The organism is Shewanella sp. SM87, from assembly GCF_025653705.1.
Classification (GTDB): Bacteria; Pseudomonadota; Gammaproteobacteria; order Enterobacterales; family Shewanellaceae; genus Shewanella; species Shewanella oncorhynchi.
The window spans coordinates 40993-66212 of the sequence record NZ_JAKKSC010000018.1 but is presented as its reverse complement, the minus strand read 5'-3'; the positions used below and the strand labels follow the sequence as shown (position 1 = coordinate 66212).

General features: G+C 45.0%; 23 protein-coding genes. 12 read left to right on the top strand and 11 right to left on the bottom strand.

Going from position 1 to position 25220, the window contains the following annotated elements; genetic code table 11:
* Nucleotides 1-50 precede the first annotated feature (50 nt).
* Complete coding sequence (locus tag L5M11_RS15040; RefSeq protein WP_263184422.1) at nt 51-1571, top strand: EAL domain-containing protein; 1521 nt, start codon at nt 51-53, stop codon at nt 1569-1571.
* Nucleotides 1572-1660: 89 nt separating this feature from the next.
* On the opposite strand, the gene L5M11_RS15035 is transcribed toward L5M11_RS15040, so the two are convergent.
* The 4 genes from L5M11_RS15035 to L5M11_RS15020 all read right to left on the bottom strand — a co-directional run bounded on the left by L5M11_RS15035 (nt 1661) and on the right by L5M11_RS15020 (nt 5029).
* The gene (locus L5M11_RS15035) at nt 1661-2974 is read right to left on the bottom strand and encodes an ammonium transporter (RefSeq protein ID WP_263192626.1); all 1314 of its coding nucleotides are present in this window, start codon (nt 2972-2974) and stop codon (nt 1661-1663) included.
* Nucleotides 2971-3309, bottom strand: a complete 339-nt coding sequence (locus L5M11_RS15030) for a P-II family nitrogen regulator (RefSeq protein WP_105250140.1) — start codon at nt 3307-3309, stop codon at nt 2971-2973. The genes L5M11_RS15035 and L5M11_RS15030 overlap by 4 nt, the downstream gene beginning before the upstream one ends.
* 350 nt (nt 3310-3659) lie before the next feature.
* Nucleotides 3660-4616 (bottom strand): ketopantoate reductase family protein, encoded by a 957-nt coding sequence (locus L5M11_RS15025; RefSeq protein WP_411569231.1) that lies wholly within the window; start codon nt 4614-4616, stop codon nt 3660-3662.
* Between the two features lie 50 nt (nt 4617-4666).
* Nucleotides 4667-5029 (bottom strand): VanZ family protein, encoded by a 363-nt coding sequence (locus L5M11_RS15020; RefSeq protein WP_105250138.1) that lies wholly within the window; start codon nt 5027-5029, stop codon nt 4667-4669.
* 155 nt (nt 5030-5184) lie between these two features.
* Here L5M11_RS15020 and L5M11_RS15015 point away from each other — a divergent pair, with 155 nt between their 5' ends.
* On the top strand, nt 5185-5670 hold the full coding sequence (locus L5M11_RS15015; protein ID WP_006080274.1) for a YajQ family cyclic di-GMP-binding protein: 486 nt from the start codon (nt 5185-5187) through the stop codon (nt 5668-5670).
* 123 nt (nt 5671-5793) lie between these two features.
* On the opposite strand, the gene L5M11_RS15010 is transcribed toward L5M11_RS15015, so the two are convergent.
* The 4 genes from L5M11_RS15010 to L5M11_RS14995 form a co-directional block, all read right to left on the bottom strand.
* Nucleotides 5794-7209, bottom strand: a complete 1416-nt coding sequence (locus L5M11_RS15010; RefSeq protein ID WP_131523725.1) for an AmpG family muropeptide MFS transporter — start codon at nt 7207-7209, stop codon at nt 5794-5796.
* A gap of 283 nt (nt 7210-7492) precedes the next feature.
* Nucleotides 7493-7813: a hypothetical protein gene (locus L5M11_RS15005; RefSeq protein WP_131523724.1), complete on the bottom strand. Its 321-nt coding sequence runs from the start codon at nt 7811-7813 to the stop codon at nt 7493-7495.
* Between the two features lie 73 nt (nt 7814-7886).
* Complete coding sequence (locus tag L5M11_RS15000) at nt 7887-8471, bottom strand: peptidylprolyl isomerase (protein ID WP_131523723.1); 585 nt, start codon at nt 8469-8471, stop codon at nt 7887-7889.
* A 29-nt stretch (nt 8472-8500) separates the two neighbouring features.
* Complete coding sequence (locus tag L5M11_RS14995) at nt 8501-9067, bottom strand: YajG family lipoprotein (protein WP_105250136.1); 567 nt, start codon at nt 9065-9067, stop codon at nt 8501-8503.
* Nucleotides 9068-9294: 227 nt separating this feature from the next.
* On the opposite strand from L5M11_RS14995, the gene L5M11_RS14990 reads away from it, so the two are divergent.
* The 9 genes from L5M11_RS14990 to L5M11_RS14950 all read left to right on the top strand — a co-directional run bounded on the left by L5M11_RS14990 (nt 9295) and on the right by L5M11_RS14950 (nt 17557).
* Nucleotides 9295-9819, top strand: a complete 525-nt coding sequence (locus L5M11_RS14990) for a porin family protein (protein ID WP_372833719.1) — start codon at nt 9295-9297, stop codon at nt 9817-9819.
* 215 nt (nt 9820-10034) lie between these two features.
* Nucleotides 10035-11066 carry a DUF2804 domain-containing protein gene (locus tag L5M11_RS14985; protein ID WP_263192623.1) on the top strand — a complete coding sequence of 344 codons (1032 nt, stop codon included), beginning with the start codon at nt 10035-10037 and terminating at the stop codon, nt 11064-11066.
* A gap of 131 nt (nt 11067-11197) precedes the next feature.
* Entirely contained in the window at nt 11198-12064 is an 867-nt protein-coding gene (locus L5M11_RS14980; protein ID WP_263192621.1) for a sterol desaturase family protein, read from the top strand.
* Nucleotides 12065-12233: 169 nt separating this feature from the next.
* The gene (locus L5M11_RS14975) at nt 12234-12857 is read left to right on the top strand and encodes a hypothetical protein (RefSeq protein WP_006080282.1); all 624 of its coding nucleotides are present in this window, start codon (nt 12234-12236) and stop codon (nt 12855-12857) included.
* Nucleotides 12858-13055: 198 nt separating this feature from the next.
* Entirely contained in the window at nt 13056-14450 is a 1395-nt protein-coding gene (gene mpl, locus L5M11_RS14970; protein ID WP_263192619.1) for a UDP-N-acetylmuramate:L-alanyl-gamma-D-glutamyl-meso-diaminopimelate ligase, read from the top strand.
* A gap of 1 nt (nt 14451) precedes the next feature.
* Complete coding sequence (locus L5M11_RS14965) at nt 14452-15111, top strand: flavin prenyltransferase UbiX (protein ID WP_028761725.1); 660 nt, start codon at nt 14452-14454, stop codon at nt 15109-15111.
* 7 nt (nt 15112-15118) lie between these two features.
* Entirely contained in the window at nt 15119-15649 is a 531-nt protein-coding gene (gene hpt, locus L5M11_RS14960) for a hypoxanthine phosphoribosyltransferase (RefSeq protein WP_028761726.1), read from the top strand.
* 202 nt (nt 15650-15851) lie between these two features.
* Entirely contained in the window at nt 15852-16790 is a 939-nt protein-coding gene (locus L5M11_RS14955; RefSeq protein WP_263192617.1) for an ABC transporter ATP-binding protein, read from the top strand.
* Entirely contained in the window at nt 16787-17557 is a 771-nt protein-coding gene (locus L5M11_RS14950; protein ID WP_006080287.1) for an ABC transporter permease, read from the top strand. The genes L5M11_RS14955 and L5M11_RS14950 overlap by 4 nt, the downstream gene beginning before the upstream one ends.
* Nucleotides 17558-17625: 68 nt before the next feature.
* Here the strand turns inward: L5M11_RS14950 and L5M11_RS14945 are convergent, their stop codons facing one another.
* From L5M11_RS14945 to rluA, 3 genes are all read right to left on the bottom strand, one after another.
* Nucleotides 17626-21501: a S8 family serine peptidase gene (locus L5M11_RS14945; protein ID WP_263184407.1), complete on the bottom strand. Its 3876-nt coding sequence runs from the start codon at nt 21499-21501 to the stop codon at nt 17626-17628.
* Between the two features lie 207 nt (nt 21502-21708).
* Nucleotides 21709-22170 (bottom strand): transcriptional regulator AsnC, encoded by a 462-nt coding sequence (gene asnC / locus L5M11_RS14940; RefSeq protein ID WP_006080290.1) that lies wholly within the window; start codon nt 22168-22170, stop codon nt 21709-21711.
* 95 nt (nt 22171-22265) lie between these two features.
* Nucleotides 22266-22943, bottom strand: coding sequence for a bifunctional tRNA pseudouridine(32) synthase/23S rRNA pseudouridine(746) synthase RluA (gene rluA, locus L5M11_RS14935; RefSeq protein ID WP_263179478.1), 678 nt, complete (start codon nt 22941-22943; stop codon nt 22266-22268).
* Between the two features lie 203 nt (nt 22944-23146).
* Between rluA and L5M11_RS14930 the strand changes: the two genes are divergently transcribed.
* Nucleotides 23147-25063 carry a peptidase U32 family protein gene (locus tag L5M11_RS14930; RefSeq protein ID WP_263184404.1) on the top strand — a complete coding sequence of 639 codons (1917 nt, stop codon included), beginning with the start codon at nt 23147-23149 and terminating at the stop codon, nt 25061-25063.
* The last annotated feature ends 157 nt before the right edge of the window (nt 25064-25220 follow it).

Below are 25220 nucleotides of genomic sequence, written 5' to 3'. Positions count from 1 at the left end.
CATAGATTTTGATACCATTTTTAACCGAGCGCTGTGCGAGTTAAGGATATATGCGAAAAAAGTTAGCAAAATTAAATCTGTCATTATGGCAATGGCTGGCAGTCATATTGTTTCCAATTGGAATTGCTGCTGTCGCAAGTTATCTCTCTGCACAGTATTTTGTTGAAGATAAAGTCAAAGGTGTGGGGGCTATTTATGTGAGTCATATTGATACTTTGGTGTCCCATGCTAATGAAATCAGCCATTATGCATTGGCATTGAAGGATTCTGAGTGTCAAGAGTTATACAACTATATGTTGTTCCAACCCTACTTTCGCTCGGCTTTAATATATGATTCACAACATGTTTATTGCTCTTCTAAAACCGGTGATATTGATACTCCCCTGAGCATTGTTAGTGCTACCGAAAATCTTGAAATATCTAACCAGTTTATTATTACGGGCACGCCTTTTATGCCTGAGGTGCCCGCGATAGTGTCATCTAAATGGGACCCTAAATCTAAACACGGCGCTGCTGTCATTATTGAAGGACAATATTTATTAGATTCCTTTGTACAGCCCGATGTGTTTCCTAGCGCAGTTATCAATGTCGCTTTATCCATCAATGGTAAAACGATTCCTGAATCACTCGAGTTTATCAAAAATGAGGTAATGACTTTAGATTCTGAGGATCATCGTTTTTCGGTGTTACTAGAAATGTCACCTGCTTTTTTTAGGCATTTTTTTTGGATATTTTTTGCCATCTCATTACCCTTTAGCATTATTTTGATTACGGGTTCTATCTTGTTTGTGCTCTATTCACGGTTATCTCGTCACTCCCTTGCTGATGATATTCGTAGCGGGATAGAGAACGAAGAGTTCTTTTTGGTTTATCAGCCTGTGATCTGTGCTGAGGACGGTAAGGCCAAAGGAGTCGAGGCATTAGTGCGTTGGCAGCACCCACAAATGGGCTTAGTGCGGCCTGATTTGTTTATTCCTATCGCCGAAGAGAGCAAGTTGATTGTTCCATTGACCAATTATATCTTCGAAAAGGCATTAAAAGATTTTGCTAATATGAAGGTTGAATCGGGCTTTAGAGTCGCGTTTAACGTGGCGCCAGAGCATTTTACCCAAGATGATATAGAGTCGAAATTTATTCATCTGCGGGATTCTTTGGATCGTATTGGCGTTAAGCCTTTAATCGAAATCACCGAACGGCAATTATTAACGCCGGATATTTGCCAGCGCATTGAAAGCTTACGCCAGTTGGGGATTTTAGTGGCTATCGATGACTTTGGTACTGGGCAAACAACCTTATCTTTGTTACAAACCATGCCATTAGATTACTTGAAAATCGATAAATGCTTCATCGATACCATAGGGCAGGATTCCGTGACTTCCCACGTGCTCGATACCATTATTGAGCTCTCTCATAAGATGAATTATGTGGTGGTGGCTGAAGGGGTTGAAACCCAGGAGCAGGCAGATTATTTGACCAGTCGCCAAGTCCATTTTTTACAAGGTTATCTCTTTGCTAAGCCGATGAAGTTGGGGGATTTAAAGTTATGGTTAGTCGAACATTTCAAAAAGTAGCATCATGATGTAAGTCAGCCATAAGGGCGCCTTGGTACCCTTATGGCTATTCAACTGTCTTAACTAAAGGTTCTGGCTAGAGGTTCTGATTAAAGGCTATAACCCGTTTCTTCGTGTTCCGATAAATCTAAGCCGTTAACTTCTTGTTCTGTGCTGACGCGAAGGCCGCCAAGTAGCTTACGGATGATCACAAACAGCAACCAAGTGACCACCGCAGTATAAGTGAATGTCGCCGCAACCCCGATAATCTGTACCCCAAGTTGGTCTATCATAGTGTTATTCATAGTCGCAAAACCGTAGCCGCTAAAAACGCCTAATTGGGTCGAGCTAAAGACTCCTGCCAAAAGAGTACCAAGAATACCGCCGACACCGTGCACGGGGAAAACGTCTAAGGAGTCATCGATTTTAAGTTTCTGTTTGATATAAACCGTTGAGTAAAAACACACGATTCCACCGAGTAAACCTATGACTAAGGCGCCTGCTGGGCCAACATAACCAGACGCCGGAGTGATAGTGCCTAAGCCCGCTACCATGCCTGTGACTATGCCAAGGGCGCTGGGTTTACCAAACTTAATCCACTCAATTGCCGCCCATGTCATCGCGCCCATAGAAGCGGCGAGATGAGTGGCTAGAATCGCCATGGCTGCGGTGCCGTTAGCGCCTAGCGCACTGCCGCCGTTAAAACCGAACCAACCCACCCACAGCATGCCCGCACCTGTGACAGTCATCGTCAGGTTGTGCGGCATAATGGCCGAGTTTAAAAATCCTTTGCGTGGACCTAGCACTTTAGCGGCCACGAGCGCAGCAACCCCTGCGGTGATATGCACCACGGTTCCGCCTGCGAAATCATACAGTCCTAGCTGTGCTAACCAGCCACCGCCCCAAACCCAGTGGGTGATCGGCGCATAAACCAGTAATAACCAAGCACCTGAAAAGATAAGCACAGCTGAAAACTTCATTCGCTCGGCAAAACCACCGATGATTAAAGCTGGCGTTATGATGGCAAAGGTCATTTGAAATAGCATAAACAGCGGCTCGGGAATATCCCCGCTAAGACTATCGCGACCAATACCTGACAGTAGTGCTTTGTCTAAGCCACCGATGAGACTGTTACCTGTGTCGAATGCGAGTGAATAACCTAGCCCGAACCATAAAACTGACACTAGGGCGGCAATAGAGAAGCATTGCATCAATATTGAAAGCACGTTTTTACTGCGAACTAAACCGCCGTAAAATAAGGCTAATCCTGGCAGGGTCATCAACAACACTAATGCGGATGAGCTTAAGATCCACGCCGTATTTGCAGCGCTAAATTGACCATCATCGGCGACGGCGTTCGTCGTCAATACACTGAATAATATCAATAGGTATTTAATACTGAGTCTGAAGCTCACTAGCATCATAGGGCATCAACTCCTTCTTCCGAAGTGCGAATGCGCACCACTTGTTCTAACGAAGTCACAAAGATTTTGCCATCACCCACTTTGCCCGTATGGGCTGCAGCAATAATGGCATCAATAACGGCATCTTCTTGATCGGAATGAATGGCAACTTCGAGTTTAATCTTAGGTAAAAAGTCCACTGCATATTCAGCACCACGATACAATTCCGTATGGCCCTTTTGGCGGCCAAAACCACGTACTTCAGTGACTGTCATGCCATGGACGCTGAGCTGGGTTAAAGCTTCACGTACATCGTCTAATTTGAACGGTTTAATGATTGCGGTGACCAGTTTCAATTTTCTCTCCAACAAGCTGCAGACTCAATTGATTGGAATAAAGCAGGAATTAGGCCATATAGACAAAGCATTTATTATCATTGCGTTAACATTAAAATGCACCGAAATAGCTTAAAATTTTGATGCAAAACGGTGCAAAGCAAAGTTAATCTGCCCTGATTTGGTGCGCATTATTGGTGCAAGTTAAATTTGCTTGACTAGCATGAGTGCGGTAAAAGCCGAGTGAGTATGGCGCTAGGGTGATTCGCGTTTTAATGCGGTAAGTAAAAAGTGGGGATTTAGCAAAAAATTAAAAATTATATCAATTAAACATAATGTTATATTGAGTTTTGTTATGTGAGTTTTCTTGCTTAAGCTTCTAGCTGTTTGACGCGCGCCCAGAGGTCAGCATTAACTGGTGCACTTAAACCGTGCGCTTGTGCACGCTCACAGATATAACCATTAATTTGGTCTATTTCAGTTCGTCTTTGGTGTGCAATATCTTGGTGCATCGATGAGAAATTCCCCGCAGTGAGGCGGATCACCTGATAGACCCTGTCGTGTAACAATTGTTTATCGAGAGGCACGCCCTCGAGTGTGGCAACCGTGACTAACTCGTCGAGAATGCCTTTAATCATGTCACTAAAATCTGGCTCGGCGAGTGTGCCATTAGGACATTGATATAGTGCTGTAAGCGGATTAATCGCGGCATTAACGGCGAGTTTCTGCCATAGACAAGGCACAATGGCATCCACCCATTCACTGTTGGGGATAGCCGTCAGTAAAGCATTGCGATAATGCTCAGTGAGCTCTGTACCTGCAAAATGCCCAAATTGAGTTAGCCCTTGTCCAGTTTGCCTAATTTGCCAACTGGCTTGACGTAACACTCCTTGGGAAGTTGTCCCTAGGCTTAGCCCTCTGTCATCAGCTTGCGCATCAATTAGCGGCGCTAGGGCTAAATGAGGTCCCATTCCATTGTGTAACAACAAAATGTGGCATTGTCTGGGCAGTTGGTTAAGTAAGGGCAAAAGTGCATCGAGCACTTGATAGGCTTTGACGCAGACAATCACGAGGCGGATATTATCGAGCGCATTGGCCGCTAAGATAGGCACAGAATACTGGAGTGCTTGTGTTTTCTGTTGATTATCATTGGCCAGCGCTAATGGAGTGACGCTAAGTGTCTGCTGTATAGATGCAATTGAATCGCGGCCGATAAGACCAACACTCATGCCCGCTGTAGTCAGTTGGTGGCAAATAAGCTGCCCAACGGCACCAGCACCTAAAATCGCAATATCCACCACGCGATTTATGTTCACAGCAAGAGTCATATGTGTAGCCTTAAGGTATCTGTTATCAGTACCAGTTTGAAGCACCTGAGTTAATCTTCTCGCAATTGCGCTGCGCGGAAGTATTTGCCATAGGCCCAATTGCAAAAGTAAAACAGTGCAATACCCGAAAAGTCGGCAATAACATCCCCCACAGAAGCGCTACGGTAGGGCAAACGTGATTGCACCAACTCAATTAAAATGGCGTAGCTTGCCAGTGTGAGAGATAACCAATACCACTTAGGTTTGAAAGCAAGATAGGTGAGATAGGAGAGGCAAAAAAAGCTCCCAAGATGGCCTACCTTGTCGATATTCGGAATACTTTGCGAATAGGTTGGTCTGGAAAATACCAGATAACTGATCACGACAAAGGCTACGGCTAAAGCCAGCTTAAATAGGGTGTTTTTAGTTATCACAAATATGTTTGTATTAGCTTAGAGTGGGGCAATGATAGGAAAATGTGTGGCTAAAGTCACCCATGATTACGCTTTTATTCTAGGCTTTACCTTCAACTTAGGCCTGTGTGTGGGTAAACTAGCTGCATATTAATTTGATATGGGACATAAAAACTATGCCTTCAATGGATATTGTGTCAGAAGTGAATGAAGTTGAACTGCGTAATGCGGTTGATAATACTAAGCGTGAGCTGGCGACACGTTTCGATTTTCGCGGTAAAACGGCTGACGTGGAATATAAGGACCATGTGGTCACGTTAACCGCTGAAGATGACTTCCAATGCCAACAATTAGTGGACATTTTACGTATGCAACTGAGCAAACGTAATGTGGATCCGTCTTCGATGGAAGTCGATGAGAAAGCCATCCACAGCGGTAAAACCTTCTCCCTAAAAGTGAAGTTTAAAGAAGGTATAGAAACCTTAATTGCTAAAAAACTGGTCAAGCTAATTAAAGACAGCAAACTTAAAGTGCAAGCGTCTATTCAGGGCGAGAAAGTACGAGTTACAGGTAAAAAACGTGACGATTTACAAGCTGTCATGGCGTTGGCACGTGAGTCTGAGTTAGGCCAGCCTTTCCAATTTGATAACTTTAAAGATTAATCGAGCAGAATTGGTTTAACGTGATGCAGTATCGCGTTTGCCATTTCGTCTTTAAATATAAAAAAGCCCTCACACTAAGGTGTGAGGGCTTTTTTATATTGATGACATAAGTGCTATGAGACCTTAATCCGAGTTTGTTGGTGCACTTTTTGACGAATCATCCATTAATGATGTGCTTGGATGCGGGGCATACTTGTTGACTAAGACAACCAAAAACAACACTGGAAAGCCAATAACACTGGCAGCGACAAAGAAGTTCACATAGCCAAATGCGTCGACATAAGCGCCCGAGAAGCCCGCGATAAATTTAGGGAAAAGCAACATAATCGAAGACAGTAAGGCATATTGCGTTGCACTGTAGCCGTTGCTAGTGAGACTCGAGAGATAGGCAATAAATGCCGCCGTGGCTATCCCAGCGCTGAAGTTATCCACGGAAATAGCAAAGGTTAAAAAGGGCACGTTGTAGCCAATCACTGCCTGCCATGCGAATAGCAGATTGGTTACGGCAACCAGTAAGGCACCGAGGAAAAGGATTTTCATAGTTCCGAAGCGGGCTAACAAAACACCGCCGAAGGCTGCGCCGACTAAGGTCATGATCAGGCCATAGATTTTACTCAAATAGGCAATTTCTTCCTTAGTGAATCCCATGTCCACATAAAAGACGTTCGCCATAATCCCCATCACAATATCCGAGATCCGGTAGCAAGAAATCAGTAATAGGATGAGGATAGCGCTGCGGCCATAGCGTTTGAAAAAGTCGATAAAGGGTAAAATACTGGCCGTATATACCCAAGATATGCCCGCTGCGATAATTCTAGGATAACGGGCACTTAAGCGTTGTTTTAGCGCTAATTCAGTGGCATCGGCGGCGCGGGTATCGACTTCGGGTTCGCGGCTAAAAAGCGTGGTCAAAATCCCAACAGACATCAAGCCCGCCATAATCAGGTAAGAAGTTTGCCATGCCACTAAGTTGTATGCCGTGTTACCGGGTTCAACCCAAGCCGCTATGGTTAGCGCGCCTGCGGTGGCGATAATCATGGCGCTGCGATAACCCACTTGATAGGCCGCTGCTAGTGCGGCTTGCATCTTTTCTGGGGCTGATTCAATCCGAAAGGCATCAATAACAATATCTTGGGTGGCTGAGGCAAAGGCGACCATTAACGCGAACAGTGCCAAGCGCTCGAGATCTTTGAGGGGATCACTAAAAGACATGCCTAAGATGGCACCAACCAATAATAACTGAGCGAACAGCATCCAGCTACGGCGGCGGCCTAGAAATCGAGTTAGCAGCGGCAATGAAAGCCGATCGACTAAGGGTGACCAAGCCCATTTAAACGCATAGGCTAAGGCTATCCAGCTGAAATAACCGATTGAAGTGCGATCAACACCAGCTTCACGCAACCAAAAGGATAACGTTGAAAATACCAGCATTAATGGTAGACCAGCAGAAAAACCCAGTAATAACAGGATCAAAACCCGCTTGTGATAATAGACACTGAGGGCATCGAGTGTACGTTGAATAAAACCTGTTGCAGACATAGGCATGAGTCTAAGTGTTTAATCCGCTTAGCTTACGGGTAAGGTGCCATAGGGTTCAAGGGCTAATGGTATTACTTTTACTTTGGAGTCCCGTTTAGCACTATAAGATGGTTGAATATGGCTCGAGAGTTAACTGCTTGTAGCTAAAAGTTTACCGCTTATCTTTATCGCTAGCATTGATCTTGATAGTAAGGAGAGCGTAATAATGTACACACGAGGAATTGGTTTACGAAATAAAAAAGGCCCTATTACAGGCCATTTTTAATCGATAGGAATGCTGAACTTAAGGTCTTATCCCGATGCATCCCTGCGGCACTCGGCCGCCTAAACTCAGGTAGTCACAGCAATCATTTACTTGCTTACGCAGATATTGATTACCGCGGATCACACAGTCAGGCCACCTGTTAAAGCTGTGGAGCAAGTGCCAAAACACTTTTTCAGTTTCCGTTTGCGCTTCGCCAGTCGAATTCAGTTGCTGCCATTCTTCTAACGTGTCCCATAAGTAAAGTTGCACTTCATTGAAGTCGAGTTCTTCACTCAAAAACGCTTTTCCATAGAAGGCGAGTTGGGGCGCTTTATTATCGATGAACTCAGTTGCCGTCATCGTTTGCCTCCTTTCTGTTTACTATCACAGTATAGATGCAAAATTAGCGCTTTTGCTCGAAATTATATTTTGATTACTGTTTTGGTAATAACTTGGCTTTTTTCAATATGATAGGGGTAACAGGAACATCGGGCCAATTGAGCTTAGTGTTAGTTCCTGTCTCAACGACAGCCATAGCTTCGAGGACGGTTTTACCTTCAATCACTTCACCAAATACGGCATAACCCCAACGACGTTTAGAGGGATCGAGCTTAGTGTTGTCGGCTACGTTGAAGTAGAACTGACGAGTGGCTGAGTGCGGCTCGTTTTCACGTGCCATGGCGATAGTGCCCATGCTATTTGTTAGGCCATTTCCTGATTCGTTGACTATCGGCTTACCCTCGGGGAGCTCTTCATACTTGGGGGTGAGTCCGCCGCCTTGCACCACAAAGTCACTGATCACGCGGTGAAATATTGTGTTGTCGTATTCGCCTTTAACGACATGAGTTAAAAAGTTATCGACAGTGATTGGTGCACGAGTTCTATCTAGCTCGACCACTATTTTGCCTAAGCTAGTATCAAATTCGACTCTGGGATACAAGGTATCGGCCTGAATGTCGAGTGCGAGGCTATGATGACTCATCAAGATGAGCAAGAGGGCTGATATCCAACGGAGCATATTGATTTCCTTATAATAAACTGACGCTGTTATTTTTGTAGAAACTGATTAAGCTCAGGATCGTTTAGAATCTCGCCGGTAAGTTGGCCGAGCAATTTGTTCATATCCAGTTCTAAAGTTGCAAAATCGGGCGTTAAAGGACCTTTTAAAGTGCCTTTGGCTTTATAGCGTTTAACCAGCTCTTGGGTGGAGTTTTTGGCTTGAACTGCGATTAACACACTGTGTTTTGCCTCATAGCCAAAGGTCTTTTTAGTGATATCCATTTGCAATTCTTCTAATTGAATTTGCACTGAATTAGTTGCGCTTGGGTCGATTTGGTAGCCCGCTTGAGCAAAACCTGCGCGGAATACTTCATCAAGTAACAGTTTAGGCGGTTCGCTCGGGCCAACTAAACGTGTTTTTGTCCCTTCTTCAATAAAACGAGCAACATAATCGACTGTGCGTGTATCTACCGTTTCAAGAGCGATAGGTACAAGTTGCGCCGTTTGTTGGCTGATATTGGGCACTTGAGGGCTGAAAGCCATATGAGTCGGATTTTGGCTGGCACAGCCCGCGAACAGCAGGGGGAAAGTCAAGGTCAGTAATAGCCGTTTCATGGGATCTCTCGTACAAGTAAAAGTGGCTACAGCATACCAGAAATCACTTTTGATGCTACAGAACACCGTGATTCAGTTGAGGTACAGCTTTTATTGCTAATATCTTGTGCTCATTATTCACATCCGTGTTTTCTGTGCATTCACATCATTTATTCGCATAGTTACAAGGCATGGAAGGCAGGTTAAATATGGAAAAAATATCATTCACTTCGTTATTTGTTGGCCTGATGCTGGCGTCAGGCATGATGAGCTCCAATGCGCTCGCGGGCGATTCTGCCCATATACTGGGTGGTAGTTTAGGTTACGGTACCCAAGAATTTGAAACTAAGAACGGTAAATATGATGCGGGTGACACCTTAACCAGCGACTTATATTACCGCTATATGCTCAACGAGCATTTTGGGTTTGAGGCGGGTTATTTAGCGGGTTCAGGTGGGGTGGCGAGTGCGCTTGTTAGCGTCATCAGTGAGATAAAAGATTTACGTTACCAAGGTGTTAGAACCGCGGCTTACGGTGAGTATGCTTTGTCTCGTGGTAACAGCTTGTATGCCAAATTAGGCGCTGCTTACACTCAAGTCAGCTATGAGATAGATAAACAAGATATGGACTCGGATGATGTCGGTTTTTATGGCGCTGCAGGCTGGCAATATCGATTTAAGTCAGGATTCGGTTTGAATTTGGAATACCAATATATCCCGATGAAAGAGCTTGAATTACAGGGGATCAACTTTGGTATTAGCTACCGATTCTAATCTTTCCTTATCCAACGATTAAAGCGCCTTTAGGCGCTTTAATCGTTTTACAAACAAGGAATTTAAAACATTAAACCGAATACTGGTTGGCAACAAAATTACAACATTTTGTCCTTGCACTCTTTTAATGCAATGGGGGACAGGTTAGAGTAAAAATTCGATGTTTAGAATGAGAGAGCATAGATGCTCCCGCGTCTTTTTTGTAAGGCTTAGTCATGTTAACGATAGCAACGCAAATCGCCCCAGATAGCCTGATCAATCCGAAGGGGTTACCCCATTTTGGTCATTTCGATGGCATAGTCAAAACTTTAGGTTTAGCGGACTTTGCCTATTTCGATACTATGGATAAATCTGCTTCAGCGTGGGCTAAGCATTTCGATTATAAACAATTTCAGTTTGTCTCTTTGGTCACGCCGCGTTATGTCCTAGGCATCGCGCTTGCCGATATTGCCTACGTCGGCAGTGCTTTTTGTTATTTATACGACATAAAAACCAACACACTCACCCAGCTTGATTGGCTAAAACCTTTGAGGTTTGGCTATCAAATGACGCCATCGCCAGCCGAGGGCCGAAGTAGTATTGGCCGTAAAGGGGCGCAGTTAAGCTTTGAGATTGTAGAGGGCGGTTGGCGGTTAGTGATTGATACTAAAAACATTCAAGCCGATGTGACTTTGCACTCAGCCCCCTTAAGTTTGCCTATGGCTATGTGTAGTCCTACTGGATACAACGGCTGGACTTACACACAAAAGCATAATGGTTTGACCGTTAAAGGTAGTTTGACTGTGGGTCATGAGCCGCAGCCGCTGAATCAAGCTTTAGCAGGCTATGACTTTTCGGCGGGTTACATGCGCCGTGATACCAGTTGGCGCTGGGCGTCAATTAACGCGCGGATCCATGAGGGCATTATGGGACTTAATTTAGCGGCGGGTGTCAATGAAACTGGGGCTACTGAAAATGTCTTTTGGATTAATGGTGAACGTCATTTACTCGGGCCAGTGCAATTTGAGTTTGATCGCCATGCCACGCTCGGCGCCGAGGTTTGGCGAGTCTACAGTCAAAATGGCCAAGTGGATTTGCAGTTTGCGGCGCGCAATTGTCGCAGTGAAAAGCGTAATTTGCTCTTGCTTAAGAGTAATTTCCGCCAATTCATCGGTCATTTCAGCGGCACGATTACCGATAATCAAGGACACAGTTACCAGTTAAATAATGTTCTGGGACTCGCCGAAGATCATTATGCCCGCTGGTAGCTAACGGCGACTAACGAACCGCAGCTGCCTGCGTTGTGGCGTTGAATGCGGTTTATAGAATGCAGTTAGAGTTTTTATAAAAGTAACAATAAAAATAATCATAAAATAAAAATAGAACAGGATGATCTTATATGGATATCGCCTCGCTGATCCAGCACCCAGAATTGTTACTGCTGGTGCTCGCACCTTTGTTTTTCGTGTGTATTTTGCTGGAATGGTACTTTGGCGATAAAAGACAAAGGCTACCGTTAAGTGCACGTTATCGCGGCCAAGAAGTGCTGTGTAATTTCAGCCTCGCGGCCATGCATCAAGGTGCTGATTTACTCACTGGTTTGTTGATCGCTAAGCTGTATTTGGCGATTTTTGGTTGGAAGTTATTCGATATTGAAATGGGCCCATTGAGCTTTATTGCTTTGATGGTCGCGCAGGACTTTTGTTATTACTGGTTCCACAGGGCGAGCCACAGAGTCCGCTGGATGTGGGCGGCTCACGTGGTGCACCATAGCTCTGAGAATATGAATTTTAGCACTGCGTTTCGTCAGAGTTTAATGTATCCCTTTGCAGGCATGTGGGTATTTTGGTTACCGCTGGTGGTCATAGGTTTCGATCCAAACTGGGTGGTGTTTGTGGTATTACTCAATCTGGGATTGCAATTTTTTGTGCATACCCAAGCGATTAAATCACTCGGACCGCTGGAATGGGTCTTCAATACTCCATCACATCACAGGGTGCATCACGGTCGTAATCCCCAATATATAGATAAAAACTATGCGGGTGTGCTGATTATTTGGGACAAGCTGTTTGGCACTTTTGAGCCCGAGGTAGATACTGTGATTTACGGCATCACTAAGCCAGTGAATAGTTTTAGTCCCTTTAAAGTGACTTTTAGTGAATGGCGAGACATGTTTGCAGAGGTCACAGCGACAGGGTTGAGTGTTAAACAACGACTGCGTATCTTGTTTGCTCCGCCTTCCAGCAGTTTAAAAAGCGAAGAATAACAATTCACTGCATTTTCCAAGTTAAATAGCGCAAATGGCTAATAGAGTCTTGAATTTAGCCTTGCTAGCCTATATTCCGTTTTTTGCCACTGTTTTGGTGTAAAAATGTACAATCCCATACTTTGGTGGTACTTTTTGGGGTAAGGAATTTAACTCGGGAGGACTTATCATGATGGATGAACCTCGATTATCCGCGGAGGAGCTTGCTTGTTTTAGCGAACTTTTTTCGCCGACTCGTGTGGGCACTGCCTTGACTAACGATCCCCTGGTCAATCATGTGCTCACAGTCACAACTGAAGTGCCGCAAGTTATCGCCTCGATTCTCGGCAAGGCAAAACTCACTTTATTGGCCGAAGTCGGACCCTATAAACTCTGGTTTCCGCTACTGATGAAAGTGGATGACTTTGGACAGTTTCAACCCACTTTAGGTGTACCTGAAGTGCTAGATGCCTCGGGAGTGGAGCGCAGTTGGCGGTTAACTCAAGCCGATGATGTGTGGATATTCGACCACGATCAAGGTGAGCAATGGTCTGTTGCCTCGCTATCTAGTTCTGGCATGGCCATTCGTGCTAAATCACAGCAGCAATTTAAACAATTGTTAGGCAGTAAAGACTTGCAATTACAATTGCCCAATGGCGAGACTATGCGCGTCGATATCGAGCCTATTCGTAGCGAGAAAGGTCTGGCTTTCGTTAAGTTTCAGGCCGAAACCGAAGAGCGTGAAGCGTTACGTCAATTCTTATTTAGTCGGCACCGTAGCCAGCACGCTCAGCTCTACCGTGACTTACGTTAGTACCTGCATTGCGACAGTTTTCGGCCTTGTGTTAGTTGACCTGTTATCTAAAAATCTCAGTTCTGCAGCTCAAATGTGAAATCTACTGATTTTGAAACTGTCATTTGTGATTGCTGTGCTTTTCCCCGATTGTTACCTGCCAATCTGTCGCTCGATGGATTAGAATGGCGGTGAATTCAACACATCAGAGCGAGCGGTATGCACGTACATATTTTAGGGATTTGTGGAACCTTCATGGGTGGTCTAGCGTTATTGGCTAGGGCCAAAGGGCACAGAGTGACGGGCTCGGATGCCAATGTCTATCCTCCAATGAGCACGCAACTAGAGGACCAAGGCATTGAGCTTATTCAAGGTTTTGATTCTAGCCAGCTGGGCGAAGCTGGGCACTATCCTGACTTAGTTGTGATTGGTAATGCCATGAGCCGGGGTAATCCTTGTGTGGAAGCCGTGTTGAACATTGGCATCCCTTATACCTCTGGCCCACAGTTTTTAGCCGATCATATTTTGCCTGAGCGTTGGGTGCTGGCAGTGTCTGGGACTCACGGTAAAACCTCGACTTCTAGCATGTTAGCCTGGATTTTAGATGATTGTGGTTATGAGCCTGGGTTCTTAATCGGTGGCGTACCGCAAAACTTTGGTGTGTCGGCACGTTTAGGCAAGACCGCTTTCTTTGTCGTTGAGGCCGACGAATACGACAGTGCCTTCTTCGATAAACGTTCGAAATTCGTGCATTATCATCCGCGTACCTTAGTGATCAACAATCTTGAGTTCGATCATGCCGATATTTTTGCCGATCTGGCTGCGATTCAAAAACAGTTTAACCACTTAGTTCGCACCGTTCCTGGTGAAGGCAAGATCATTTGGCCCGCCGATTCCCATGCCGTTAAGCAAACGATTGATATGGGTTGTTGGAGTGAGCAAGAAACCTATCATTTAGCCGAATCGACCAGCGGTTGGTATGGCAAAGCGTTAAGTGATGATTGCCATCGCTTTGAAGTATTTTTTGATGGCGAATCTCAAGGCATTCTCGAATGGGATTTGATTGGTCAACACAATATTGAAAACGCCATGATGGCTATTGCTGCCGCACGCCACGTGGGCGTTAAGCCGAGTGCTGCAATTGAAGCTTTAGCTAAGTTTATGCCACCTAAGCGTCGACTCGAATTACTCGGAACCGTTAACGGTGTTAGCGTATATGACGATTTTGCCCACCATCCGACGGCCATTGCGACCACGTTAAAAGGTATGCGGGCTAAGGTTGGGCAGAGCAAGATTACTGTGGTACTCGAGCCGCGCTCAAATACCATGAAGAGCGGTGTCCATAAAGACACTTTAGCCTTTTCTATGATGCAAGCCGACGAAGCCTTTTTATATCAAGCCGATACCATCGACTGGAATATGAAAGAAGCTATGGAAGCGGCGGTGATCCCTGTGACTGTGTTACATCAAATTGATGATGTGGTCGCCAAAGTCGCAGCAACCGCCAAAGCAGGTGACACCATAGTGGTGATGAGTAACGGCGGTTTTGGTGGGTTACATAAGAAGCTGCTGGCCGCATTAGAACAGGCTTCAACTGTAGAGCAGGTTAGCTAAGATGGCCTATGCAAAGTCGACTAAGGCGATTAGCTTAGCTTGGACGGGCGCCTCGGGTGCTCCCTATGGGCTTAAGTTACTCGAGTGTCTGTTGGTATCGGGATATCAAGTGTTTTTGATGATCTCTAGTGCCGCTCGAGTGGTATTGGCGACGGAACACGGCTTACAGTTAAGCGCCAACAGTGACAAAGCCCATGCCCAGTTGTTGGCTTTGCTGCACGAAAAAGGCGTGATTATTGCTGGCGAGTTAGTGGTATTAGGCAAAGATGAGTGGTTTTCACCGCCTGCATCGGGTAGCGCTGCACCTAAACAAATGGTGATTTGTCCTTGCTCAACGGGGACGTTAGCGGCAGTTGCTACCGGAATGAGTAATAATTTACTCGAACGCGCCGCTGATGTGGTGATTAAAGAGCGCGGCCAACTTATCCTAGTACCTAGGGAAACTCCTTTTAGTGCCATACACTTAGAGCATATGTTAAGCCTTTCTCGCCTCGGCGCGACCATTATGCCCGCTGCACCCGGCTTTTATCACAATCCCAAATCGGTAGAAGATCTGGTAGACTTCATGGTCGCTCGAATTCTCGATCATTTGGGCGTTGACCATGCATTAACGAGTCGCTGGGGTTATGACAAACAGTCTAACCGCGACCTCGACAATTGAGACTTATATGAAACACACCACCGAAGTGATGATCTCTGCTGAAGAGATAAGCCAGAAATTGGATCAAATGGCCGAGCTAATCAATGCCCATTATGCCCACAGTGAACGTCTGCTGATGGTAGGCTTGTTAAAAGGCTCAGTGGTCTTTATGGCTGACCTGTGTCGCCGCATTAAAGGCCATGTTGAAATCGATTTTATGTCGGTTTCCAGTTATGGCAATACTATGACCAGCTCACGGGATGTGAAAGTGCTGAAAGATGTGCAATCAGATATCGCCGGTCGCGATGTATTGATTGTGGAAGACTTGATTGACTCAGGTAACACCTTAAGCAAAGTGCGCGAGATGTTGTTACTGCGGGAGCCTAAGAGTCTTGCACTGTGCACCCTGTTGGATAAACCTGAGCGTCGTGAAGTGGATGTGAAGGTCGATTTTATCGGTTTTACTATCCCTGATGAGTTTATCGTAGGTTATGGTATTGATTATGCTGAGCAGTATCGCAATCTACCTTATATCGCCAAAGTCGTACCACTCGATTAAGTGTCCGATACAGTTTAAAACTCCCGCAACAGGCGGGAGTTTTGCTTTTTGCGGCAATATAAAAAGCATTAATGATTGAATCATTAAATTTTTCTTTTCAATCAATTAGCTAATTTTTTGCTTTAGTTCTGCAACCCATCATTGTAATTGTGTTTTTTAGCACCATCTTATTACTTTCTAATGTGTAAGGATCGGTACAAATATGGCGAATATTACCCATGCTCTGGTACTCGAAGGGCTTAAAAAAACCTATAAAGGCGGCGTAGAAGCGATCAAAGGCATTAGCCTCACCGTCAATCAAGGGGATTTCTTTGCCTTGCTCGGCCCCAATGGTGCGGGTAAATCCACCACGATTGGTATTATTAGCTCCTTAGTGCAGAAGAGTTCAGGTACGGTCAAAGTCTTTGATTATGATATCGATAAGCAGCTAGAACACGCCAAACTCTGCATTGGTTTAGTGCCACAAGAGTTTAACTTCAACCAGTTTGAAACCGTGCTGCAAATTGTGGTGAATCAAGCGGGTTACTATGGTGTGCCAAAACCTATCGCCCTTGAGCGTGCCAAAAAATATTTAAGTCAACTGGATCTGTGGGAAAAGCGCAATAGCCCTTCGCGAGAATTATCTGGCGGCATGAAGCGACGGTTAATGATTGCGCGCGCGCTGATGCACGAACCTAAGTTATTGATTTTAGATGAACCTACCGCAGGTGTGGATATTGAACTGCGCCGCTCTATGTGGGAGTTCCTCAAACAAATAAACCAGCAGGGCGTGACGATCATCCTGACCACTCATTACCTTGAAGAAGCGGAAATGCTTTGCCGTAATATCGGTATTATCGATAAAGGTATTTTAGTGGAATGCACTAGCATGAAGGCGTTGCTGAGTAAGCTGAATATGGAGACTTTTATTCTCGATCTTCGTCGCGATACTGAAACGGCCCCCGTGCTCGATGGTATGGCTTGTCGCTTAACCGACTCTCATACCTTAGAGGTAGATGTAGCGAAAGAGCATAATCTTAACGATGTCTTTAGCCAATTGAGCGCAGCCAATATTGAAGTGCTATCGATGCGTAACAAGTCTAATCGGTTAGAAGAACTCTTCGTCGAACTTGTGAAGAAAACTCAGGGAGCCTCAGCATGAATCAGCTCTACTTTATTGCCTTTAAAAGTATTTTAAGTAAAGAGATCAATCGTTTTACGCGAATTTGGATCCAGACCTTAGTGCCGCCTGCGATTACCATGACCTTGTATTTCTTGATCTTTGGTAACTTAGTCGGCAGCCGGATTGGAGAAATGGGCGGCGTATCTTATATGGAGTTTATCGCCCCTGGTTTGATCATGATGTCGGTGATCACTAACTCTTACTCGAATGTCGCTAGCTCATTTTACAGTGCCAAGTTTCAACGTAATTTAGAAGAGTTGATGGTGGCACCAGTGCCCCATTATGTGCTGATTGCTGGCTACGTAGGTGGCGGCGTGGCGCGCGGTTTGTGTGTTGGCCTGATAGTGACGTTAGTGGCCATGTTCTTTGTCGACATTAGCTTACATCACGCAGGTTTAGTGGTGATGACAGTGTTTTTAACTTCAGTGTTATTTTCATTGGGTGGCTTAATTAACGCTGTTTTTGCCAAAAGCTTCGACGATATCAGTATCATCCCCACCTTTGTGCTTACCCCATTAACTTACCTTGGCGGCGTATTTTACTCCCTGTCACTCTTGCCCCCATTTTGGCAAGGCGTGTCGGCACTTAACCCTGTGGTCTATATGATCAACGTGTTCCGCTACGGCTTTTTAGGCTTTGCCGATATCAGCGTGCCATTATCCATCGCCATTATGATCGGTTTCTGTGTTGCACTTTGGACCTTAGCGTATTACTTAGTCTCGCGCGGAATTGGCCTGCGTTCCTAGACATATTTCTTTAGAGCGTAATAGAAAAAGGGAGCCATTAAGGCTCCCTTTTTAGTGTCAACAACTCGTTACTTCATACGACGACGCATTGCCGCCAGTGGTAACAATAAGGCGGTTAGCCAACCTAATGCTCCGCCATCATCTTTTTTAGCTGGAGGTATTGGTTTTGCCGTTACTTTAACCGTTACTGTACTAGGATTGCTTTCTAATTTTCCGTCAGACGCTGTTACTGTAAAGACCAGATCTTGTGCTCCACTAGGTGCGGTGAAACTTATTACCTCTCCACCATTGGTGAAGGTCACTGGAGTTCCACTCGTCTGAGTCCAAGTATAAGTCAAGGTATCTTGATCTATATCCGCGCCATTAGCTTTTGCTGTTAACACAGAACCTTCAACACCAGTTGAACCGACTGGAGCGACTGTTGGTGCGTCATTTACATTTTTTACGTCAATGGTAACAATTGCCGCAGCGCCAGTATTGCCATCTTCGTCTGCAGATGTATAGCTAAGCATATCCGGACCAAAGTAATTCTCTGCAGGTGTATAATCAATTCCACCTGTTGAATTGATTGAAGCAGTGCCGTGTGAAGGTGCTTGTACAATAGCTAAGCTGCCTAATGCTCCTTTTGGCATGATATCAATAATGCGTTGGGCATTTGCCGTAATGCCATCACCTGTAATTGATACTCGAGCAACTTTCATATCTGGTTTGATATCATTTTTTAAGACATCAATTGAGACTAAAGCTTCTTCGTTGGTTTCAATTACATCGGCTTGTCCAACATTGAGTGATGTCGCTGTAACATCGTAGTTAATAGTGACATTTCCTGCCGTTGTATTTTTTAAGGTTAATGCATCACCTGTAGAAATATTGCCACCTGTACCATTAAAGTTATAAGTCGTCCCAATAGTACCGCCTACGTTTTCAGCACCAATAGTGACGTTTGCAGGTATATTTGGAATATTGATATAGTTGAAGACAACCTCTTCAGTATCACCTGTCCTAATCCAAACACTGAATGTATAAGCTGTACCTGATGTGTCGCCATAGAGTTGGCCTTTATTCCACTCTAAAGCTAACCATTTCACTCCAGCGCCATCTGTGAATACTCCAACAGCTAAATCACCGCCACCAGTATCGCCGACAGACTTATCTGATAAGTCGAAATCAGACCAGAATGGAGCAAGGATATTATTTGGGTTACTACCATCTGGTAATTGTTTATTTGCAAAAGTACCACTTGCACTTCCGCCTCCAACAATCGCTAAACCATTGTCTGAGATTGTTATTTTGCTGTAGCTCACGCCGTTGTATTTAAAGCTTGGAACTGTAAAAGTAAAGGCTTGTTCATCACAGCCTTCAGGGCAAGTAACGGGAACAACACCTAAGCCAACGATACTTGGAAATCTTTGAGCACCTTTGGTTGTTGCCATTTTAGGTAAATTTAGTTGGCCTACCCATGTCACTAAGCCCAAATCTTCATTTACCTGCAATCCATTTTGTGTTGCACCTGCTAAAGTGACTTTTACATCATCTTTTGAGGTTAGTTTAGTACCTTTAGGCGCTTGTGCTGTTACTGTGACTGTATTTGCAAATACATTATTGTTCACAGTTGCAACCAATGGGATCACGTCACTCGCAGTAATATCTGTTTTGGTTGTTAGTGTAGAAATTAAGGATGCATTACTTGATTCTTTAGCCAAAACAGCTAGAGGTAAATGAGCATTTTGTAACCCTTCCGCGCTGTTGATTAATATGTTTCCGAAGATCCACTCGCCATATTCAGCGAAAGTTGAGTCAACGGTTACAGTAAACGTGGCAGAGGCTCCTGCGGCAAGTTCTAAGGTAGAGGGGGATACTGTGATGCCTGTGCTATCTGATGAAGTTGATAAGCTCCAAGATGTCGTTGCATCGCTTTTGTTATAGACAGTACGAGTGAAGGTGCATGGACCAACGCAAGAGTCTGAAGCAATTGAAGGTTTGTCAAAGGTTAATACTGCCTTGGCTGCAGCATCTAAATCCATGCGACCTGCACCCATGTCAAATGGAGTTGCTGGGGTTGTTGCATCATCATCGAGAATGTCTTCATATTTAGCCGTAGAAGTGAGAGCCGTTTTTATATCATTTGCGCTCCACTCTGGGTGCAGTTGGCTCATAAGAGCTGCTGCACCTGCAACATGAGGGCTTGCCATACTGGTGCCAGAGATCATATTAAAGTCTTCACCACCATCATCAGGAGAAAAAGCTGACAGAATGTTGGTACCAGGTGCTGCGATATCCGGTTTAAGAATATTTTGGTTGCCATCAGGACCGCGTGAACTGGTGCTATTTAGGTTATCAGCAAGTTCAGTAACCATGATGCGTTTAGTTTTTGCAACTATAGTACCAGTTGTTGCAGTATCTCCCATTGCTTCGATTACAGCTAAACCTGCATCTTTCGTAATCATGACTGCAGGGAATGGTTCGCCAGGCATAGACATAGTCGTCGGTGCACCTGCCGCATTGTTATAAACTACAAGGGCTTTAGCGCCTGCAGCTTTTGCGTTTGTTGCTTTCAATGAAAAGTTACATGTTCCGCGAGAAATCAATGCAATGCCATCTTTGAACGAATCCGCAGCAAAGGCATCACAACCATTAGCATTTTCAGCGTCTAAATTAACGGCCGCAATCACTGGAGCGGTAACATCTTCTGAGAGCACAGCATCAGAACTTGGGATAGCAAGTAAATCACCTCCACCGGTATTAAAGCTATTAGCGAAAAAACGCCCTGTTGTAGTGTTAGCAACAGTTATTCCTGATTCAATACAAGCTGGGCAGCCAATAGTTTGAGGACCATTACCATCGTTACCGGCAGCGCTAACTACAACAACACCCGCAGCTTCTGCAGCTTCAAACATGGTTTTGTATGGGCTGCTGGCTGGGTCACCACCTGCGCCACCACCCCAAGAGTTATTGATTACATCTGCGCCATCATTAACAGCATGCTCTAAGGCTTCCATTAACATGATGTTTGAACCACTACCACCAGTACAGTCAGCTTTACTATAAAGAGCTTTATAAACCATTAAGTAAGCAGCTGGAGCAACACCTGATAACTCAACAGGGATTTCTTTGAAGGTTGTTGATACTTTATTGCCAACGGCGGTTCCTGCTACGTGAGTACCATGGCCACCAAAACCGAGTGGGCTCATGTATTCATCAGCGCAAACAGGGAATGTAGGTTGCGACCAACGCGCAACGATCAGTTTGTTATTACAGAAAGATGCATCAACAGTCGAGCAATAGTCATCCGATGGTAAATTTCCACTTGGTGCGGTAAAGCCAGCGTCAGTAAACATGGGGTTTTCAGGACGAATGCCACCATCAATGATTGCGACTTTAATTCCTTTACCTGCATTTTCCATCCCAGAAACGGCTTCCCACATTGCTTGGGAATTAATAACTTGGTGAGAAGCATCCATGTTTATTTCATACATGGTTTCTGGATAGACTGATTTAACACCTGGCATTTGAGCCAGTTTTTCAGCGGTTAATCCTTGGCCAACAACAGTGACACCATTAAATAATGTTTGAAAATGGCGTTCTATTTTTGCATTAGGTACTGTTTTAGCTAGAGCAGAAGAAAAATTGTTCTGCTCTTTTGTAAGATGATTGGCGTAGCTTTTTACTTCAGCTGACTGTACGTTGATTTTTTGACCTTTTTTTGCTGAAGCTGTTGCAGCAAACGAGCCAATACCACCTTGGTATTTAGCGAGTGCAGGAGATTCCATTTCAACAATAAAACGTTGTGGTGCACCTAAATTTGTTGTTGCCACTTTAGGTTTGCTAAATTTATCGTGAGATGTGATCTCGGGTGAGTAAGGTTTAAATGTAAATTCACTGTTAGCAATAGCTGCGCTTGAGAGTAGTGCAGCGGAGATAGCGATCGATAGTTTTGTCTTCACAACTTCTTCCTTGTCAATTAATGCTTTCAGCACTTTATTAAACGTGCCCGTAGCTGAATTGTTATAGTTTTTGCTGTACTCTTTGGTGTCAGCAATGAAGTTGTAACACAAATATATCGTATGGTTAACACTTTTGCGGTAAAAAAGATGTTAATCACACTTTGCGGTTTGTTATGTTGTTTGCAGGTAGTTTGCTGTTTTTCCTGTTTAAGGCTTAACCGCTCTGACGATTGGGTTTTGTAGGCTGATCAAGGTTTCTGTTGATTGGATTTCATCGATAGATTGAATGCGATTGATGAGCACGTGTTGTAAGCCGTCGATGGATTGGCACATGACCTTTACGAAAATGCTGTAGTTGCCTGTGGTGTAATAGGCTTCGACGACTTCTTCGAGAGCGTTGAGTTTGGCGATAGCGGCGGGGTAATCGCCAGCGCTTTTAAGGTTGATACCGATAAAACAGCAAACGTCATAGCCTAGGGCTTTAGGGTTTACCGTGATTTGCGCACCTGTAATGATCCCCGCTTGCTTCATTTTTTCTACCCGAACATGGATAGTGCCGGCGCTAACGCTAAAGCGTTTAGCGAGTTCGGCAAAGGGTGTGCGGGCATCCTGCATTAGGGCTTCGAGGATATGATTATCGAGTTGATCGCGCTGAAATGCGGTATCCATAAATAAACTCTCTATAACGTAGTGAATTGTCATAAAGTTACGTTTTTTTATGGGGAATTGCTAGCGATTTTGCCCGTATTATTTGATTTTAGTGATCATTGTTCGCCCAAAGGCTCACAAAAAGGGACTTTTGCGCTAAAAGTTATACTGACGCCCGAGTAGGGATGTTTGATGGTGAGCTCTGCTGCATGTAGTAATAGTCGAGGCGCTAAGGATTTTGCCAGTGAGTCGGCATAAAAACCATCGCCTAAGATCGGATGACCTAGCGCCATCATATGCACCCGTAATTGGTGTGAGCGGCCTGTGATTGGCGTCAGTTTAACCAGCGTTGAGCGTTTGGCGCGGCTCATTACTTGGTAGTGAGTCAAAGACGGTTTGCCAACAAGATGATCGACTTTCTGTTTAGGGCGATTTGGCCAGTCGCAGATCAGTGGATAATCAACGCTGCCAGTGTCATTTTTGACATGGCCTGCAACCCTTGCATAATAGGTTTTGCTGGTTTCTCTATCGTGGAACTGACGTTTTAATTCCCGCTCGGCGCTACGAATAAGGGCGACAACGATCACGCCAGAGGTCGCCATATCGAGGCGATGGACGATTTGACAATGGGGATGCTCTGCTTTTACCCGGGCATAGACACTGTCGTAATGGGCGGGGTCGCGACCGGGCACAGACAACAATCCTGAAGGTTTGTTGATGACGATAATGTCTTTATCTTGATAAAGAATATCTAGCCAAGGAGTGGTCGGTGGTTGGTAAATAAAATCAGTCATAAATAGTGCCTATTCGTCAATGCGGGGCAAAGATACTCTGCTCGGCTTGAGGGCGCAAGTGTGAGGCCTAAAGATCGGCTGTGTCATTATCCTTGCTGACAAAAGTAAAGCGGATTAGTTGATGATTTGCTGATAGAGCTGTATTTGAGTTTTTGTTATACTCCCGTCCTTTTCGTTAATGATCATTTTGAGTCTGTGAAGCCATGAGCCAGCCAGAGATATACACTCCCGAGAATCTTTCTCACGTCCATAACCGTCTTGAGTTATTGGCGCCTGCAAAAAATGCTGACTACGGTATCGAAGCCATACGCCATGGTGCCGATGCGGTATACATAGGTGGTCCTGCATTTGGTGCGCGGGCAACGGCGGGTAACAGTGTTGAAGATATCGCGCGCCTGTGTACTTATGCTCATCAATATCATGCTCAGGTATTCGTCGCCCTCAATACCATTTTGATGGATAACGAACTGGCCGACGCCGAAAAACTTATTTGGCAATTGTACGAAGCGGGAGCTGACGCGCTGATTGTGCAGGACATGGGCGTATTACAGCTCAATTTGCCGCCGATTGCCCTGCATGCCAGTACCCAAATGGATAACCGCAGTCCAGAAAAAGTGGCGTTTTTAGAGCAAGTTGGTTTTTCTCAGGTGGTGCTCGCCCGTGAATTGGGCTTAAGCCAAATCCGTGATGTCGCCGCGCATACCAATATGCAACTCGAATTCTTTATCCACGGTGCTTTGTGTGTGGCTTACAGTGGTTTGTGTAATTTGAGTCATTCCTTTAGTAACCGCAGTGCTAACCGCGGTGAATGCTCGCAAATGTGCCGCCTGCCGGGGAATCTTAAAACCCGTCAAGGGGATGTATTAGCGCAGAATGAACACTTATTGTCTTTAAAAGACAATAACCAAACTGAAAACCTCGAAGCGCTCATCGATGCGGGCATTCGCTCGTTTAAGATTGAAGGTCGCCTAAAAGATTTAAGTTACGTTAAAAACGTCACCGCGCATTATCGCCAAAAGCTAGATGCGATTATGGCGCGTCGTCCCGAGTTTAAGGCTTCGTCCCACGGCCGCTGCGAACATAGTTTTACCCCTGATCCTGAAAAGACCTTTAACCGTGGCAGCACAGATTACTTTGTTAACGAACGTAGCCAAGGAATTAAAGATTTCCGCTCGCCCAAATACATAGGCGAAGAAGTCGGTAAAGTGGTCAGCATAGGTAAAGACTTTATCCAAGTGAGCTCTAGCCATGAGTTTAATAACGGCGATGGCTTAGCGTTTTTCCCCGCGAATTTTGCTATGGCAAAACAATCCGATGACAAGCTGCAAGGCCTGCGGGTTAACCGCGCCGAAGGGTTAAAACTGCATATATTGCAGGTGCCAAAGGATTTAAAAGTTGGCATGACTTTATATCGTAACCATAACCAAGCCTTCGAAGCACTGTTATCGAAAGAATCTTCTAAGCGGATTATCGGCGTCGATTTACGGTTGAGCGACACCCAAGATGGACTGGCGCTGACCTTGACGGATATCTATGGCCTAACCGCTACAGTGAATTTAGTGGTCGAGAAGACGCCTGCGACTGATGTCGATAAGACCTTACAAAATACTCGCACTCAGTTGGGTAAGCTCGGCAGTACCGACTTTGTTGCCCGTAGCATCAGTATCGATACGGCCCAAGCTTGGTTCTTGCCCGCATCAGTGTTAAATGGTCTGCGCCGTGATGGTGTGGCCGCCTTAGAAGCTGCCCGTGTGCAAGGCTATGTGCGTCCACTGCCGTGGAAGCATAATCAAGATGCAGTCTATCCCGTCAAGCATTTGAGTTACTTAGGCAACGTTGCCAACGAAAAGGCCAAGGATTTTTATCAACGCCACGGCGTGATTGAAATTCAAGATACCTATGAGAAAAATGGCGTTACCGAAGATGTGCCATTGATGATCACTAAGCATTGCCTACGCTTTAACTTCAATCTGTGTCCGAAGGAAGTACCAGGCATCAAGGCCGATCCTATGGTGCTTGAAATCGGCAATGATGTGCTCAAGTTGGTATTCGACTGCCCTAAATGCGAAATGATGGTGGTCGGTGAAAACCGTCAAGTGCGAGGCCAGAAGCACCTTTAATATTTGTCATTAGGAGCATTGCCCGAGTGCAATGCTCCTAGCACCTATTCAGCTACATCCACGCACCTACACCAGCCTACCTCTCATTGATGTTGCTCTCACCAGCGTCACTCTCATATTTTCATCAAAGCCTTATATTGCACATGCGGTAATGAGC